General features: G+C 35.8%; 13 protein-coding genes. 12 read left to right on the top strand and 1 reads right to left on the bottom strand.

What is annotated here, in order from left to right; translation table 11 throughout:
* The first annotated feature begins 57 nt into the window (after positions 1 to 57).
* Entirely contained in the window at positions 58 to 1,266 is a 1,209-nt protein-coding gene (locus tag EsVE80_RS01155) for a prealbumin-like fold domain-containing protein (protein ID WP_173102099.1), read from the top strand.
* Positions 1,267 to 1,329: 63 nt separating this feature from the next.
* Here the strand turns inward: EsVE80_RS01155 and EsVE80_RS01160 are convergent, their stop codons facing one another.
* Positions 1,330 to 2,910 (bottom strand): helix-turn-helix domain-containing protein, encoded by a 1,581-nt coding sequence (locus EsVE80_RS01160; RefSeq protein ID WP_173102100.1) that lies wholly within the window; start codon positions 2,908 to 2,910, stop codon positions 1,330 to 1,332.
* An 835-nt stretch (positions 2,911 to 3,745) separates the two neighbouring features.
* Here EsVE80_RS01160 and EsVE80_RS01165 point away from each other — a divergent pair.
* From EsVE80_RS01165 to EsVE80_RS01215, 11 genes are all read left to right on the top strand, one after another.
* Positions 3,746 to 8,164: a prealbumin-like fold domain-containing protein gene (locus tag EsVE80_RS01165; RefSeq protein WP_173102101.1), complete on the top strand. Its 4,419-nt coding sequence runs from the start codon at positions 3,746 to 3,748 to the stop codon at positions 8,162 to 8,164.
* A 24-nt stretch (positions 8,165 to 8,188) separates the two neighbouring features.
* Positions 8,189 to 9,451 carry a class C sortase gene (locus tag EsVE80_RS01170; protein ID WP_173102102.1) on the top strand — a complete coding sequence of 421 codons (1,263 nt, stop codon included), beginning with the start codon at positions 8,189 to 8,191 and terminating at the stop codon, positions 9,449 to 9,451.
* Positions 9,426 to 10,589, top strand: a complete 1,164-nt coding sequence (locus EsVE80_RS01175) for a class C sortase (protein ID WP_173102103.1) — start codon at positions 9,426 to 9,428, stop codon at positions 10,587 to 10,589. Before EsVE80_RS01170 ends, EsVE80_RS01175 begins: the two co-directional genes overlap by 26 nt.
* A 137-nt stretch (positions 10,590 to 10,726) precedes the next feature.
* The gene (rsgA, locus tag EsVE80_RS01180; RefSeq protein WP_173102104.1) at positions 10,727 to 11,611 is read left to right on the top strand and encodes a ribosome small subunit-dependent GTPase A; all 885 of its coding nucleotides are present in this window, start codon (positions 10,727 to 10,729) and stop codon (positions 11,609 to 11,611) included.
* 33 nt (positions 11,612 to 11,644) lie between these two features.
* Entirely contained in the window at positions 11,645 to 12,298 is a 654-nt protein-coding gene (rpe, locus tag EsVE80_RS01185) for a ribulose-phosphate 3-epimerase (RefSeq protein WP_173102105.1), read from the top strand.
* A complete protein-coding gene (locus tag EsVE80_RS01190; protein WP_173102106.1) occupies positions 12,295 to 12,936 on the top strand; it encodes a thiamine diphosphokinase in 642 nt (213 codons plus the stop codon). Before rpe ends, EsVE80_RS01190 begins: the two co-directional genes overlap by 4 nt.
* A 232-nt stretch (positions 12,937 to 13,168) precedes the next feature.
* Positions 13,169 to 14,029, top strand: a complete 861-nt coding sequence (gene mreC, locus EsVE80_RS01195; RefSeq protein WP_173102107.1) for a rod shape-determining protein MreC — start codon at positions 13,169 to 13,171, stop codon at positions 14,027 to 14,029.
* On the top strand, positions 14,029 to 14,538 hold the full coding sequence (gene mreD / locus EsVE80_RS01200) for a rod shape-determining protein MreD (protein WP_173102108.1): 510 nt from the start codon (positions 14,029 to 14,031) through the stop codon (positions 14,536 to 14,538). Before mreC ends, mreD begins: the two co-directional genes overlap by 1 nt.
* A gap of 189 nt (positions 14,539 to 14,727) precedes the next feature.
* Positions 14,728 to 16,053 carry a C40 family peptidase gene (locus EsVE80_RS01205; protein ID WP_173102109.1) on the top strand — a complete coding sequence of 442 codons (1,326 nt, stop codon included), beginning with the start codon at positions 14,728 to 14,730 and terminating at the stop codon, positions 16,051 to 16,053.
* Between the two features lie 232 nt (positions 16,054 to 16,285).
* On the top strand, positions 16,286 to 16,507 hold the full coding sequence (locus EsVE80_RS01210) for a DUF2829 domain-containing protein (protein WP_173102110.1): 222 nt from the start codon (positions 16,286 to 16,288) through the stop codon (positions 16,505 to 16,507).
* Complete coding sequence (locus EsVE80_RS01215) at positions 16,504 to 17,259, top strand: 3-oxoacyl-ACP reductase (RefSeq protein WP_173102111.1); 756 nt, start codon at positions 16,504 to 16,506, stop codon at positions 17,257 to 17,259. The genes EsVE80_RS01210 and EsVE80_RS01215 overlap by 4 nt, the downstream gene beginning before the upstream one ends.
* Positions 17,260 to 17,347: the final 88 nt, after the last annotated feature.

Genomic DNA, 17,347 nt, shown 5'->3' on the forward strand with positions numbered 1-17,347 from the left:
TTTTTAAAAATATGCTATAATTTAAATGAGTGTATTCTAATTTTGGGTGGTGGAAAGATGAAACGTCAGATTGAACTGCTTTTTTTTATCATTGTTATTTTTATAAGTTGTTTTGTCATAGCAAAGCCAGCGAGGGCAACAGAGGAAATTACATTACGTTTACATAAACGTATTTTTCCGGATATTGAAAATAAAGTAACCTATGACTTAAATATAGCGGATGAAAAGAAAGCTTTTCTTAGTCAAACATTGCCGCAGAACGGGGCTAATTTTGTCATCTACGATTTAAGCCAACCACTAGATCAAAACCAAAAACCAAAAAAAATTGTACTAGCAGATTGGAAGGATGCTACACGACGAGATGTTTTTGAAGCAGCAAAAAAATATAAAGTTGTGGGAAAAGTCCAAACGTCTTATGACAAAGCCACAAAACAAGCTGGCGTGGCAACGGCGAAACTTGCCCGACAGCAAACAAAAAATCCATTGTATTTAATTTTGGAGGTTAAAGCAGAACCAAATTCAGAGATTAACGGTGTGCAAGAGCAAAGTGCAGTTCCTACCGTATTTGATCCCAAAAAAAATCCGGAAAACAAAGTCGATTTATATTTGGAAACAGTATATTACTCGCGTCACCCTTATTTTTTTAATTATGGAAAAATGAGAGGTTCCGGAGAAATGCCACTAGCTGGTGTGGAATATGTGTTATACAAACTAAATGATGAAGCAAAAAGGCTTTATTTGGAGGAAAACGAAGGAAGTGATACATGGTATTCGTGGACTTTTTCAGAACAACCTAAAAATGATACGCGTCTTGAACGTTTCATCTCCAATGAAGAAGGGTTAATTACTACGAATCACCGCAATTTGCCGCCGGGGACTTATTATTTTCAAGAAGTCAAGGCAGTTCCAGGTTTTGATAAAAATGAGCAACTTAGTGATGTCGAAGTTTTCATCCCGAATACTTGGACAGATTTAAAAGGTAATTTTTTTCCAGCTACTGTTAATGGAAAAGGGATTTGTGAAATGCGTGATGGAAAAGTGCCAGAAATTGTGTTGCAACGGGCAACTCCTAAGGTCTTACACATTCAGCGGGCAAAAAATAGAGTTCAAGGTTTTAGCCTAGATAATGCATGGATAACGGCAAAACAGTTGCCTGAAAAGTTGAAAAAAGGCGAATTAGTTTTTGAAATGACAGTGATTATAGTATTTTCACTACTGTTACTTGGGTTTATGCTCCACCGATTTTATAAAAATAAGATCAAGTAAGGAAACTTAAAAAGAAGCTAAAACATTACCAATGATTTTCGGTAAGTTTTAGCTTCTTTTGTTTTATTTAGCAGCATCAAAATCCGTAGAAATTGAAGGATTAGAAGAGTCATTTAATGGATAAGAAAATTGCTGGCAGCTTTTTTTCTGTAGACGGGAACGTTGCAATACCTTTTTGCGATAAGTGTTCCAAAGTTGTGCAAAGAGTTCTTTTTCGTAGTTGTTATCGGCAATTAAATCGATGATAAAATTTGGTTTGGTCAAATTATCAGGCAAGAGGGTATCAAATGTGCTGATAAAAAAATCGATATTGGGGTCATCAAAGTTCGTAAAATAAACTTTGACAAAGCCAAACTGCTCTAAAACCTCTTTAATTGTTTGCATAATAAAGTAATCGGGAATTGTTAAAATGCCAACATTTAGTATTTGGTCATCACAACATTTTTTGAAAGTTGGTAAGATGACATACGTTATATCTTCTATTAAATCATCATAACAATTCGTAAGCCAAGCAAAGTCTTTCCGTCGGCAAATTCGACGGAAAAACTCACCGTTTCGCTTTAATAATTCGAGATAAGCATCATGTTCATGCGTTTGCTTCTGGCGCGTAATATCCATAATTAAAGGAACATCTCCTTGATAGGTGATATAATTCATGAATGTTACGAATAAATTGATACGCAATAGAAAGGTCTCTTCGTAGCTTGGCGTTGTTTTTGGAATTAACTCAGTAAAAAAATACTGTTCATACTCTTCAATCAAGTTAATTAAACTGTTTTTATTTTTTTTAAGGGCTTCATAATAATCGTTCAGCTCTTTTATGCGGAAGTCGTAGATGTTGATATAAAAAGGTGTGAAATACAGCATGTATGAAATAAAACGTCCTTGTATGTAAGCTTGCTGCGGATCAGTAATGAATTTTTGGCAATAAGACGTCAACTCAGGCAAAAACTTACTAAAAGGTAACGTTTTAAATTTGGGCAATTCCAGTTTGTGACCTTGTTGTGCTCGTAAGCGATTAACGGCAAGGCGAAGAAATATTTCTCGCGGATGCATGAAACAAGCTTTATCAAATTGAAGTTTTCGCATAATGGCACGTTCATCACTAAAGTCAAATTGACTAAGATGGATATCTTTTCCTAAATTTCCTGCCCACAAATACGTTGTATAAAACATTCGCAACATAGCTTCGTTTCCAGCAATCTTCATTTTCGAAGCCAATAGACGGATTCCAAAAGAGTTTAAATACTTCTTTAGTGGCCGCAATTTACGTAAAATTGTTGACTGGCTTAAGTAAAAATCTTCACAAAATTTTTCAAAAGTTACTTCCGGTTTGGTTAAAGAATACAAGATAAAATTATACGGAATGGAGGTCCGAACGAGATACTGGATGTATTCGTTATGCTGATAATTTGCTGGTTGCCATAAGATTTTTCCATTAGTAATTAAAAAAGGTTCTGCTACAAGATTTAATAAATTCTCATGGATTTCTTGTGTTAGGGTGCTTAATGTTGTATAGGACAAATTGAGTTCTGAGCAAAGATAATTTATGGAATACGTGCCGGCTTCTTTATCTGAAAAAAATTCCATCACGCTGATTTTTTGTCTAGCGGCGTCTTCTAAAATTAACGGACTTAGTAACATTTGGTCCCCCCCTAAATAAGTTTACTACTATTTATTCTATCATTAAATTATTAAATATAAAACATTATAATTTAATTTATTTGTTATTTTCCAATGATGTATTTTATTTACACAAGCGATAATAAATAAAGTCCAAGCCAATAATTATTATGAGCAATGATTAAAGATGATGTAAAACAAGGTGTCTGGTATATAACTAACTTTCTATTAGCCTTGTAGAATAACATTTTTTTGCTGTTTGTGACTAAAAATAGACTAATTGAATAACGAACAGTGACAGAACAGTTGTTTTTATTTAGGAGAAATTGATTCTTTATAATGCTGCTGAAATATTAAATAAATGTGTAAGACAGAACAGATATGGAGTCTAAAAAAATATTAAAATTTGATGATTTGAGCTAAAGAAGATGTTATGAAAAAGATAGTGCAGTAATGCTAGTCAAATAAAATGGCAAAAAAAAAGAAATAGACGAAATAGCGACTGAAAAAATGCAACGCATATGAAGTTGTACTAATCACTGTTAACAACCGGAAATTGACTGGAATTTTTAAGCTCTTATTTTCAGACAATTGGGCAAAGTTTGTCTGATGAAAAGTGCCGCTGCTTTTGAAAAACAAGAATGTATATTATATTTTAATTTCAAATTCTCTTTGGGAACAGTATTATTTAAATGTTTGTAATACTTTGTTTGGTAATAAATACGAGTTTGTATGTAATATTATATTTTGATTAAAAGATAAGTTTTTGATAAAATTAGACTATAAAAATAATTTTAAATAGAAGTTATTTCAATGGAAATAGTGAAATTTTGTTTAGGCAGAAAGGAACACGCTAATGAAGAAGGGCAAATACTTATCATTTTTCACCGTTATGTTATTACTCGTGCCTTATATTTTTATCTTAGCCGGGGTGAATGCCAAAGCAGATGAGATTTATCAATATCAGGATCAACGCTTTATCGCAACTGAGGAAGTTGATATTTCGTACAAGTACACGGTTAATCAAAAGGAAAATAGTATTTATTGGCAAATTGAATTTAAAAAAAATGTACTTCAAGATGAAACGAAGTTGGGAATCCAGGTGGTGGATGTGGATGAGAATCTAGTAGCAGCCACCAACACTCGTTTTCCAGAAAAAAATTTTAGTCGTACCACAAATAGTGCCAAAGAAATTGGAATCGTTGAAAAGACTGCTAATAAAGTCAAAGAAAAAACGACCTATCACATGGTTTTTCGGAAGCAAATTAGAACAGCGCAACCGACTTATCGTTTGGGAATTCGCTTATTGGGTCAACGAGTTAAACAAGATAATGGAAAATTACAAGATATCGACTTTTTAAGTGCGGGAAAAGTCTTGGAGATGGAAGCTGCGCCAGTTGATAAAATCGAGATTGTCTCATTAAATGACTTGTTACCAAAAAATGAGAAATTCTCACCTATTTCAAAAAGCGTATTAAAAGTTTTTGCTAACGGTGACTGGCAAAATTACAATGCACTACCAAATGTGGTCATAGATGAAGGAACACAGCTGCATTTGGAGCAGAGTATTGATCTTAAGAAGTTTGTAGCCAACCCAGCTGTTGCGCGGGCGATTGGTCAAGCAGAAAATCAGACTGCTGCTAAAGGCAAAGAAGTTCAACTTACTTATACGTTCCAATTTGGCATTGATAAACGATTCAAATTACCCGAGCAAGCTAGCACGGCACAGCCGATTCGGTTGGCAAACACAGACGTTAATTACGGTTATTATAAAATAAACTCTGCCAAAATGGACAGTCAAGAACATATTTGGGAAGTAACCTTGAATCAAAATGCATTTTTTATTGATAATTTGATTTTACCGTTGGTGTTAGAAACTAGCATTGAATTAGAAAATGATAGTGGTCACGAAAATTTATTATTGGCGCAAACAGCTACAAAAAAGACAAAGCAAGAAATTAAAACAACACAGTTAAGTTTTCAGATTGAAGAAACGACATCACAAGATCAGCTACTGACTTATGATGAGCAACTCGGAGGTATCCCAATCGTCTGGGAAACGACCATTACACCGAGAAAAATGGCTGGAAAATACGCCAAAATTAATAGTCTGACGTTAACAAGCGAGGATGTAACACCGCCATATAGCGAGGATAAGACAAGTAGTGGGGATGGATTTGACTTTTTCTTTACGAATGAAAAATTAAAAAAAGTAATGCAAGATAAGCAATTGCCGCTATTTGACATTACGGCGTATAACGAACGCGGTGAAAAAGTTGCTGTGCCACACTATGAATTAATTGGCGACGAAGAAAAAACCAATCGTTCACAAGTGAAATTTCTGGAAGAAGTTGCGGTTAAATTGGTCATTAAGACCACAACATTAACGCGTAAAATGCATGCAGCTCGAAAAGTGGTAAATCGAGTTAGTGGGACTTCAAAAAATGCAGGCAGTGCAGTGAGTGAAAAAACATTGCCGGTACCTGAGCATCGACTTCATTTAGTAAATGATAGTCAAGATGAAGAATTATTTGAATGGCGAGCAGTTTATTATCGGAATGCGCAAAGTATTGGGCAAATGACGACTACGGGAATACCGGGAATGGAAAAAATCACATTAACTGTGGATACCGGAGAGCTAGATAGCACTTCTGTTAAAATTTTTGATGAAGATGGGATCAAAGGCCGTAAATTAGATGAGCGTCTATATACGGTTGATAAAGTGGATGACAAGACAGTGACAATTACGTTTTTTGATTTTGTTAAAAATGATCCCAAATCAAAACTAACAGATGGTCGTTATTATATTTGGTATAACTCGACAGAAAAAAATGCACAAAAAGTAGTAGCTAAAGTTTTTAGTAATACTGGGCTATCAGCTGAAGCTACCAGTGAAAAAAAGATGAACCTCACAGTCAATCCCATTTCTTTTAGCGGGTGGCACAATACGATGTTGTGGGAAGTAGAAGCAGAAACGATAAGTGCCCAAGGTGATGTAGAATTAGCGCTAACTTTAGCACAAAGAGGCCAAAATTTTTATTTTAAAGAAGGTGAATTGCCGAAAACATATGACTCAAGTGACATTACAAGTTTAGTTGCTAAAAAAGGTATTGTCGTCACCGCAACCAATGTAGCTGGCGTTACTCGCTACTTAAAAGATGATGAATATAAGGTGTATGTGAGCAACAAAAAGGAACTTGAATCGCCAACTGGCGCGTGGAAAGGTAAACGAGCAGGGGTACAGGTTACTGTGCCACAAAAGATAAAAGCGGTAACAAAAAAAATTACCGTTTATCTGCAAAGTAATACCGGTGGAATCGCAGATATTGAGGCCATTCCTGCAAAAAAAGACAATATGTATTTAGACGCGACGCTAACACAAGCAAATCATAGCGTGAACGCCACCGGGGTATCGACGATTAGCGATGAGCGTTTCTTACAAAACATGGATAGTCAAGCTGTTTACAATGAGAGTCGTAGTAAGATTGATTGGATTTATTTTGCAAATACGCGTCGCTATGATTTAAAAAAAGAACAAAGCTTTGACGTTTTACTAGATAAAGAGCGTGTAATTCAAGCTACACAAAGTGAATATCATTATTTTACAGAAAAAGATTTAAAACAACTTCGCGTCTATCAATTAATTCCGGACGAAAACAGTAGGTCAAAAGGAGTTTACGCGAATACGAATAAAATTTTATTGTCTAAATCACACTATCGGCTTGTCAAAAAAGAACCCCTTAGTCAAAAAGGCAAAACGGTTTATAAAGAAGTCGAAATTATTTTGGAAGAAGATCTGGGTTGTTGTAGTTTGGCAATAGAAGTTTCTTCTACCTTTGACCAAAGTGAGAAGTTAAGTCAAGAAGCAATTAGCGGAAGTTATAGTTTTGTCGGCGACCTTACTTTTGAATATAACGGTCTTAAGTTTCAAAAGAGTGAAGCTGAATATTTGATAGAACGAGAGCGTCTATTTTGTCATGAAGGGTTTTATAATGCCAAAGATAATACTGTTACATGGGATATATTAGTAAATGCGCAAGGAGATAGTCTAGAGCAATTAGTAATTGAAGGTGCGCCCGTTGAAAATCAAATTATTGACTTAACAAGTATTGAAGTTTCCCACCCTACTATTGTTGAAGGTGAATATTTTCCTGGTGAAAAAGTCAAAAATAACGAGCGCCTGTTTGATGTTCGGTTAAATGCAGATACCGACTATCAAAATGGCTTTCGTATCGACGTGAATCGTAAAATTGATTATCCGCTTTATGTTCGCTACAAAGCTAAAGTAAACGGTGCTAGTCAAAAGGTTAAAAGTAAGACCAGAGTAAGTGCAGATGAAAAAGAAACACTTGAGGTCGCGCGCGAAATGAGACTTAAAAATCTTAATAAAGCGCAAAATCAGAAACGTTATACATTGAACATTGCCAATTTAGTTAAAGGCCCAGCTGCGCCCATTAAAAATTCGCAATTGCGATTAGAAAGAAAAACACAGACTGGCTGGCAAACAGTTACGTCTGAAATTAAAACAAATGAGCATGGACTTGCGAAGGTAGATGATTTAGCAGTTGGAAAATATCGGATTAATGAAATAAAGGCTGCGGGATTTTTATTAAATGAAGAACCTTATTATTTCAATATCCCGTTTGATCCTGATGAATTAAGTACAATTAATGCAGATAAGTTTATACTGCAAGGCCACGATGAAGTTGTCGATGTAACGATTTACAATGAGTTAAAACCTTTTGATTTGACTTTAATTTATAAAGATAATGAAGGAGATTTACTGACAGGTGGTCGTATACATTTGTCTAATACAAATAGGACAATTACCCATAATTTACCTGGGTTCACAGCACCAGAAACAGCGCAATTTATCGCAAAAGATTTGCCCACAGGAAACTATTATATTCAAGAATTGCGTGCACCTGTTGGTTATCAAGAAATGGCAAGTGAAATCATGTTATCCATTATAAATACAGGCGATGTTTTAATCAATGGGGACAACACGAATTTGGACTATTTGGGTGGATTTATCGAGGATCAAAAGCGATCTTTTGTGAAATTAAAAGGAGGCAGTCAAAATAATCAAATTAAGATTGAAATTTTAAATCACCCTATTGCAGCGAATAAAGCGAAAAATCGTCACAATCGCGAATTTTTTGCAGCCGGTGTTTCTGCGATTTTTGCCATCCGAAATATTACGAATGTTTATTATGTCTGTGGAACAACGCCAATTCGAATAGTCGATAAAAAGAAAGAAGAATCCCTGTCATAAATCCAATCAAAAGGAGAAGAAAAGATGAGCAAAAAAAAGAGTAACAAAAATAAAATGACCAAAGATGAAAAAATCAATTTGGGGTTGAAATTTATGATGGTCATTTTATTTTTAATAGGAGCTGCCGTCTTTTCTTATCCCTTTGTGGTAGATTCATTAAATAATTACATTGATCAACAGCGAATTGAATCCTATCAAAAAGAGCTGCAGGAGAAAAATCAAAAAGAAACTGCGGCTTTAAAAAAGAAGAAAGCGGCTGAAAATGCCAAAATGGCAGCTAAAGGAACAAGTATTCCCGGTATGGGAGTTGTCGAAGATCCTTTTGAAGAAAGTGTGGGACACAATACATCACCGGGGCGTGCATACTTTGCCCAACATACAGTAGGTGCAATTTATATTCCCAAAATCAATATCAGCCTTCCCGTATTTGATACTACAAATGATGTACTACTTGATAAAGGTGCCACAATATTACAGGGAAGTTCATTTCCAATTGGTGGCAAAAGTACCCACTCTGTTATTACTGGCCACACAGGATTGCCGAATAAAATGATTTTTACAGAGGTGGATAAATTAGAAAAAGGAGATAAATTTTATCTGGAAATATTGAATGAGAAACTAGCTTATCAGGTGACAAAAATAAAAACAGTATTGCCCAATGAGCTAGATACGTTAAAGGTCGTTCCAAATCAAGATTTGGTAACACTGGTGACGTGTACACCATACATGATCAATTCACACCGCTTGTTAGTTACAGGAAGTCGAATTCCTTATGAAGAAGAAATGAAAAAACAAATTCAAAAAGCAAAAGAATACCATAAGCAGCGTTTTATCGAATATATAGGGATGATTGTTTTAGCTTTGGGGATTTTCTTTTATTGGGTTTGGCGGAAAATAGTGTTAATTCGCAGCCGTAAACGCCAGTATGATTTGGTTTTTCAAGTAGTTGATGAAGAAAATAAGCAAAATATTATCGGAAAAACGTTCTGTTTACTTGATTATCAGGGTAGAAAAATAGAGACACAAGCGGACGACTTTCCTAAAACGGCAATTAGTGATGAAGCTGGATATGTCGTATTTAAACAAATTCCAGGGAATATTTATCGTGTTGTTTTGGACACGACAACGCAGCCGTATCTAAAGGCAAAAATAGCGCGTGTGAAAGACAGTCGCTTTAAAATAAAAACGAAAAAAGGTTTGTTGAAAAAAATTGGGAAGAGTAAAGAGCGCAATTATCAAATGAATTGGCAAGGAGGACGCTATGAAGAAAAAAGCTCCCAAAGGTAGTGTAAAGCGGCTAATTGGCAGTATCATGATAATCTTGATGTTTGCGGTAGGGTCTTTAATTGCCTTATATCCCTTTTATATCAATGCGTTAAATGACTTTTTGGATGAAAAACGTTTGGAACAAGTTCAAAAAGAGTTGGCAACAAAGCAAGATGAATTAGAGAAAAAGCGAAAAGAAAATGAGGAATTAAGTAAGGGTGGTTTTGCACCTGGAAATGATCCTTTTGCAGAAGAGATTAGTGATAAGCAAGATGAAGCCTATTATCAGGAACATTTAATCGGTAGAATTGCAATTCCTAAAATTGAAGTGGATATTCCGTTATTTGATACGACCAATCATTTTCTTTTGAATCGAGGAGCTGCGGTTTTACAAGGTACGTCGTTTCCCGCAGGAGGGCAAAATACCCATACTGTGATTTCTGCCCACAGCGGATTACCTGATCGCATTTTATTCACAGATTTGGAAAAGGTAAAAAAAGGCGATCAATTTGTCTTAACCGTTTACGGTGAAAAATTAGCTTACGAGGTTAACAAAATCGAAGTTGTCCTGCCCAGTGAGACGAGCAGTTTAAAAATTGAAGCAGGACAAGACTTAGCAACTTTGATTACATGTACACCGTATATGATTAATTCTCATCGCTTGTTAGTCACAGGACATCGTGTGCCTTATACAGATAAATTAGAAAAGGCTGTAGAAAAAGGAAACAAAGCACGTGAACAAAAAAATATTTTCATTCTCATGGGCACAATCTTACTCGTATTACTTTTGCTTTATTTATTATACCGTGCCATTAAGGCTTTTGTTTTGAAACGTCGTCGTTTTGAGCTAACTTTTATTAGAGAAAATAAAGACAGTGAAGCAATACCAGCGGCGCAATATATTTTATTCAATAAAAAAGGCAAAGCACCCGTTATCCGTAATGGGGATACATTAAAAGCAACTGCTCAAATGGATGGCACAGTTACATTTGAAGATTTACCAGGAGCTTTATATACTTTAAAAGAAATTAAGCCAGATAACACACTAGAGATAAAAGTTGGTGTAAAAGGGTGGCGGCAAAAAACAATTAGATTTTACCCGAATAAAAAACAAACCAAGTGGCTAATAGTTTCAGATAAACCGATTATTCGCAAATAAAAAAGGCAGCTCTGCGTTTTGCAGAGCTGTTTTTTTTGTCTTAAAACAGCTGTTTGAGCAGATTAATAATACGAAAGCAAGGACTAAAATGTGGTAAAATAAGAAAGTACAGTCTTGAAATTTTAGGAGGGCGATGGGTGAAAGGTCAAATCAGAAAAGCTTTAAGTGGCTTTTATTATGTAGTGACAGCAGATAACACGGTTTATCAAACCAGAGGGCGTGGTAATTTTCGTAAACGGAAATTGACACCTTTGGTAGGAGATCGGGTAGAGTTTGAAAGTAGTAATCTTACGGATGGCTATATTTTAGATTTACTCCCTCGCAAAAACGAATTAGTCCGTCCGCCAGTCGCAAACGTAGATTTAGGAATAGTAGTTATTAGCATGGTGGAGCCTGCGTTTTCTTATAATTTATTGGATCGTTTTTTAGTTAATTTGGAATTTAAAGATATTGAACCTGTCATTTATTTAAGTAAATTAGATTTGCTAGCAGATAAAGACGCTAGCACAAAAGTTAAATCCGTATACGAAACAATCGGCTATAACGTCATTGCTTCAGAAGATGACGAAACGAATAAACGGGCCTTAGAAAAATTATTTAAAGATAAACTTAGTGTTTTTATGGGGCAGTCTGGTGCGGGCAAGTCCACTTTGTTAAATAAAATTCGACCTGATTTAGCTTTAGAAACAGCAGCTATTTCTGATCATCTGGGACGAGGAAAACACACAACTCGTCATGTGGAACTATTAGAGATTGGCGGTGGGTTGGTAGCAGACACCCCTGGCTTTAGCTCATTAGAATTTCAAGAGATTACATCTCAAGAGCTACCCCGTATGTTCCCGGAATTTGTTCAAGCAGCGCCATTGTGCAAGTTTCGTGAATGTCAACATGTGAATGAACCAGATTGCGAAGTAAAACGACAAGTAGCAAAAAAAGAAATTGCGGTAACGCGCTATGATAATTATCTGCAATTTTTAGCAGAAATTGAAAAGCGCCGACCAGTATATAAGAAGAGTAAATAACAATTAATTTGAGATTTATCAGGAGGAATTTTTATGAAAATTGCACCATCCATTTTAAGTGCAGATTTTGCCAATTTAGCACGAGATATTCAATTAGTTGAAAAGTTAGGAGCAGATTACATTCATGTTGATGTAATGGATGGTCATTTTGTCCCTAATATCACGATCGGACCAGCTGTTGTTGCAGCGATACGACCGGTGACTAAATTACCTTTGGATTGTCATTTAATGATTGAAAAACCAGAAAATTTTATTCCGGAGTTTGCGAAAGCGGGAGCTGATATTATAAACGTTCATGTAGAAGCTACTCCTCATATTCATCGTGCGTTACAAATGATAAAAAATGAAAATGTTAAAGCTGGGGTGACAATCAATCCCGGCACGCCAGTTGCAGCTATTAAACATGTATTAAATACTGCTGACTTAGTGTTAGTAATGACCGTGAATCCCGGCTTTGGGGGCCAAGCTTTTATTCCAGAAGCAGTTGATAAAATTAAAGAATTGAAGGCTTTAAAAGAAAAATTCGGCTATCATTATGAAATTGAAGTAGATGGTGGGATTGTACCGAAAACAGCAGAAATTTGTAAATCTGCTGGTGCAGATGTTTTCGTTGCGGGTTCTTATATTTATAATGCTCCTGATCCAGAAAAAAGAATTGCTGCTTTAAAAGAAGTTTTGATGAAATGAATATACTGATTGTAGCAGGTGGTAACCCGCATTTATGGCCAGAGGATATTATGGCGCAATCTTTTGATTTATTTGTCGGTATTGATCGAGGAGCTCTTTATTTATTAGAACAAGAAAAAGAAGTGGCACTTGCAGTGGGCGATTTTGATTCCTTAAGTAAACAAGAACATGATTTTGTCTTACAACACGCCAAAGAAGTTGTTTCTGCTGTGGCAGAAAAAGATGATACTGATACCCAACTTGCACTCGTTTCAGTGTTTACCAAGTATCCATTGGCACAAGTCACATTAATTGGAGCAACAGGAGGCCGCCTTGATCATCTCTTGGCTAATATTTGGCTTGGCGTAGAACCACGCTTTGCTCCGTTTATGCAACAAATTACTATTCAAGACAACCAAAACAGCGTAAGTTATTTACCAGCAGGAAATCATCAAGTAAAAAAAATTCCTACTATGAACTATTTGGCCTATTGCTGTTTAACCCCTGTTTCAAAACTAACTTTAACAAAAAGCAAATACACATTGGATCATATAGAAGTTTTACACCCTACATCATATGCTAGTAATGAATTTGTTGGTGAAGTTGCAGAAATTAGTTTTGCAAGTGGCATTATTGCCGTCATTCAAAGTCGTGATTAGTAGAAAAAAGCCGGTTACTAACCGGTTTTTTTCTACTTCAGAAGATAGACAAAAATAAAAGTGCTAGCACTTTTATTTTTGTGTTTAGAGTACTTTTTGTAAAAATTATTATTTTACAAAAAATCTCTTAAGAGTCGGTCCTTGCCTTTTGTTTAAAAGACTTTAGTGGTAAAATCATTACTATCAGTCGCACGAGAAAACCGTGCCGGCTTTTTTCTTGAGGGGTGTACTTGTGAAGAAATTTAATCCAAATAAAAATATTATCATTACGTTGATTTTGGTCATCGTGGTGGTTTCTGTAATAAGTATTACAGCGGCTAGAAGAGCCAATAGCCAAAAGACGAACTTAGTTCAATCTGTTGCAAATGACAGCGTCTCTATTGTTGATCGTATTATTAGTGCGCCGGTTAAGTTTGTGGAAAATACGTTTAGTAACGTCAATAATTTGTTTATAACTTATAGTGAAAATGAACGTTTAAAAAATAAAATTGATTCCTATGATGAACTGGCACAAAAAACTAAAAATCAAGAACGAGAAATTAAAAAGCTTCAATCTGAATTGAAATTGAATGAGACTTTGACGGATTTTGAAAAAGTTTCGGCTAATGTTATTACCCGCTCACCGGATGCTTGGCAGGATATGTTGGTGATTGACAAAGGGTCAAAAGATGGCTTGAAAGTCAATATGGCCGTTATGTCACAAAAAGGACTAGTTGGACGTATTGTTGAAGTAAACTTGGCTTCAGCTAAGGTTGAATTGTTAACTTCTGCTAATCAAAACTCCAATCACTTTCCAGTCCGCATCTCTGGCAAAGAAGGCGAAACGTTTGGCTTGCTAAGAAATTATGATGAAAAAACAGGGACAATGATTGTCAATCAATTGACCGGTGAGAAAAAATTAAAAGCTGGAGACGTCGTCCAAACTTCTGGTTTGGGAGGGAATTCTCCTGCAGACTTACCAGTAGGAACAGTAGTTGAATTTAAGTCTGATGATTATGGTTTAGATAAGCAAGTATACGTGAAACCTTATGCAGATTTGTATGATATGTCGGTTGTTACAGTAGTAAAAAGAGCGGTAGGTGATAGCGACTAATGTTAACCAAAGATACGGTGAAATATTATGCTGCCCCGACTTTTTTCCTCTTGATGCTGCTAGATGGTCAGTTTACACGTTTATTGGAAAATTGGAGTCGGAATTATTATATTGCCAATGCCCATTTACTTTTGTTGGGCTTAATGTGCGGCTGTATGGTTTTGTCAAAGCGTTACATGATAATTACCGCAGTAGTGTTGGGTCTGTTGTTTGATATGTATTATGTAGGTGTGTTAGGTATTTATACGGTGGCGTTACCGTTGAGTGTTTGGTTGATGTATGCACTGGCAGATACATTGTATCGGAATGTTTTTACAATGTTTTTTGGTATGATTATTTTTGTTACCTTATTTGAGTTGATAACGCTGGGGATTCAAGTGTTGTTCAAATTGACAGATGTTAGCGATACTTTTTTTATTAGTCGCTTTTTAGGCCCGACCTTACTAATTAATATGTTATTATTTATAATTTTTATCTTTCCTTTCAAAAAATTATTTGTTATCAAATAATTTTTTGAAGGTTTTTTTTTTCTTGCATTTTTGTCATATAAAAAAGTGTATTTGAAACATTTTTGTAACATTTCGTTTATCTTAATGTCATATCGCTGTGTTACAATTTTCTTGTCGTCGGGAAAGGTCTAAAAAAATTCCCGAATCGTTAAGAAAAAATTCAAAGTTAGCCAGTCGGAGGAATGAAGAGTGAAGAAGAGTTTGTTATCAGCATTGTTAGTTTGCTCATTAACACTTACAGCAGTTGCAGCTCCCAGTGTAGCCGCGGCAGATACTATCGATCAAAAAATTGAAAATCAAGATAAAGTAATTAACGACTTACAAGGTAAACAAGCAAGTGCTCAAGCGCAAATTGATGCTCTTGAAAGCGAAGTTGCTGCCATTACCGCTAAAGCAGAAGCTTTAGTAAATGAGCAAGTAAAATTAAATAAAGATACACAAAAATTACAAAAAGAAATTGCGGACTTAAAAGTTCGTATTGCGAAACGGGAAGATGCAATTAAAAAGCAAGCCCGCGATGTTCAAGTAAATGGACAAAGTACAAACTTTATTGACGCTGTTGTAGAATCTGATTCTTTAACAGATGCAATCGGTCGTGTTCAAGCGATGACAACAATTGTTAAAGCCAACAACGATTTGGTAAAACAACAAAAAGCTGATAAAAAAGCCGTTGAAGATAAAAAAGCTGAAAACGACAAAAAATTGGCTCAAATCCAAGCAAACCAAGCAGAACTTGAAAACCAAAAAGCAGATGTTCAAGGCAAGCAAGCTGATTTAAATGCTATGAAAGCTGATCTTGCGTTACAACAAAATACTGCTGAAGGTCAAAAAGCTAGCTTGCAAAAACAAAAACAAGAAGCAGAAGCAGAACAAGCTCGTATTCGCGAACAAGAAAAACAAGCAGAAGCTGCTCGTAAACAAGCGCAAGAACAAGCGACACAAGCTGCTGTTTCAGAAAGTACAAATAATACAGTAACAGAAGAATCAAGTTCAACTAATTCAGCGCCTGTGACAAATGAATCTTCAACAGGTTCTTCTAATAATTCAAATACTGGAAATACAGGCTCAACTACTGGCAATACAGGGACAGCCGGTGATAATGATGGTGGTTCTTCTCAAGAAACACCAAAACCAGAAATTCCAAAACCAAGTATCCCTGCTCCTTCAGGTGGCGGCGTAATTGGCTATGCACAACAATTTATTGGTGTGCCATATGTTTGGGGCGGTAAAGATCCTTCAGGTTTTGACTGTTCAGGTTTTGTAGGGTATGTTTACTTACATGCAGCTGGGCGTAACATTGGTACGTACACAGTAGCACAAGAATCTGCTGGTACTATTATTCCTGTAAGCCAAGCGCAACCAGGTGACTTATACTTCTGGGGTTCACCAGGTAGCTCTCACCACGTAGCAATTGCAATGGGTGGAGGACAATATATTCATGCGCCACAACCTGGCCAATCTGTTACAATCAGTTCTGTCTCTTACTTTGCACCACAATTTGCAGTTCGGATGTAATTTATAATATTTGGACACGACTTTCCCTGGAAGGTCGTGTTTTTTAGTATAGTCAAGTTGCTAAAAGCGTGATAAAGTAAACATGATTTTGTAGCAATAATAAAATTGAATTCTCAAAACGAGAAGACTTATTTTTAAAAAGATAAGAGGGGGTAAAAATGATGTCCTCTTATTTTTTCGATGACTGATTTTTAGTTGTGTTTTGAGAGTATCTGTTTAAGGAGAGAGCAATATGACATTTGAAGAAATTTTACCGCATTTAAAAAAAGGTGAAAAGATTATACGTAAAGGTTGGAGTGGTTTTGAGTTATACGTGACCTTGGTGGAAAAAGAAATGTATGATGGTGCACCAGTTACTCCTTATTTTCTTATTAAGACCGCTGATGAAGGATTTTCTAGCTTTGCACCGACTGTTTGTGATATTTTGGCGAATGATTGGGAAATTGTTGAATGACTGATTTAAATAAAAATGAATTTTTGAATCGCGTAGTTTTTGTGACAGGAGCTGCTTCTGGTATTGGGCACGCACAAGCTATAGCCTTTTTAGAAGCCGGTGCAAAAGTTTTTGGTGTAGATATACAAAAAGATTTTTTGCCGTTTTTTTCAAAATATGGAGATCATTTCAAGGGTTTTAGTGGGGATGTGTCAAAAAAAGAAACGTGTCTTAAAGCTGTAGAAGTTTGTTTATCTCATTTTGGGCAAGTCGATATTTTGCTGAATACGGCTGGTAAGTTAGATGACTATAAGCCGTTACTTGAAACAGATGATAATTTATGGCAAGAGATTTTAACTACTAATTTGAACAGCATATATTACCTTACCAAGGCTGTTTTGCCAACGTTGATTAAAACAAAAGGTACGGTCATTAATATGTGTTCAATTGCTAGTTTAGTAGCAGGTGGAGGCGGAATTAGTTACACTGTTAGTAAACACGCTATTGCGGGTTTTACTAAACAATTGGCATTGGATTATGCTGAAAAAATTCATGTAGTCGGAATTGCTCCTGGAGCCATTCAAACGCCAATGAATGCGGCTGATTTTGCCGGTACAGGAGAAATGGCAGCTTGGGTAGCTGATGAAACCCCTGTTAAACGTTGGGCACAAGCAGTAGAAGTTGCAGATTTGACGCTGTTTTTAGCCAGTGACAAAGCGAGATATATGCAAGGGAATATTATACCAATTGATGGTGGTTGGCTTTTGAAATAAAACTGTAAAGCAAAAAAGCCTTGCATTGTTGAAGAGAGTTGCTTATAGTTGATAGCGGGGAAAAAATCCCACTGCACCACTTCAATCC

The sequence above is a fragment of the Enterococcus saigonensis genome (assembly GCF_011397115.1).
Classification (GTDB): domain Bacteria; phylum Bacillota; class Bacilli; order Lactobacillales; family Enterococcaceae; genus Enterococcus_C; species Enterococcus_C saigonensis.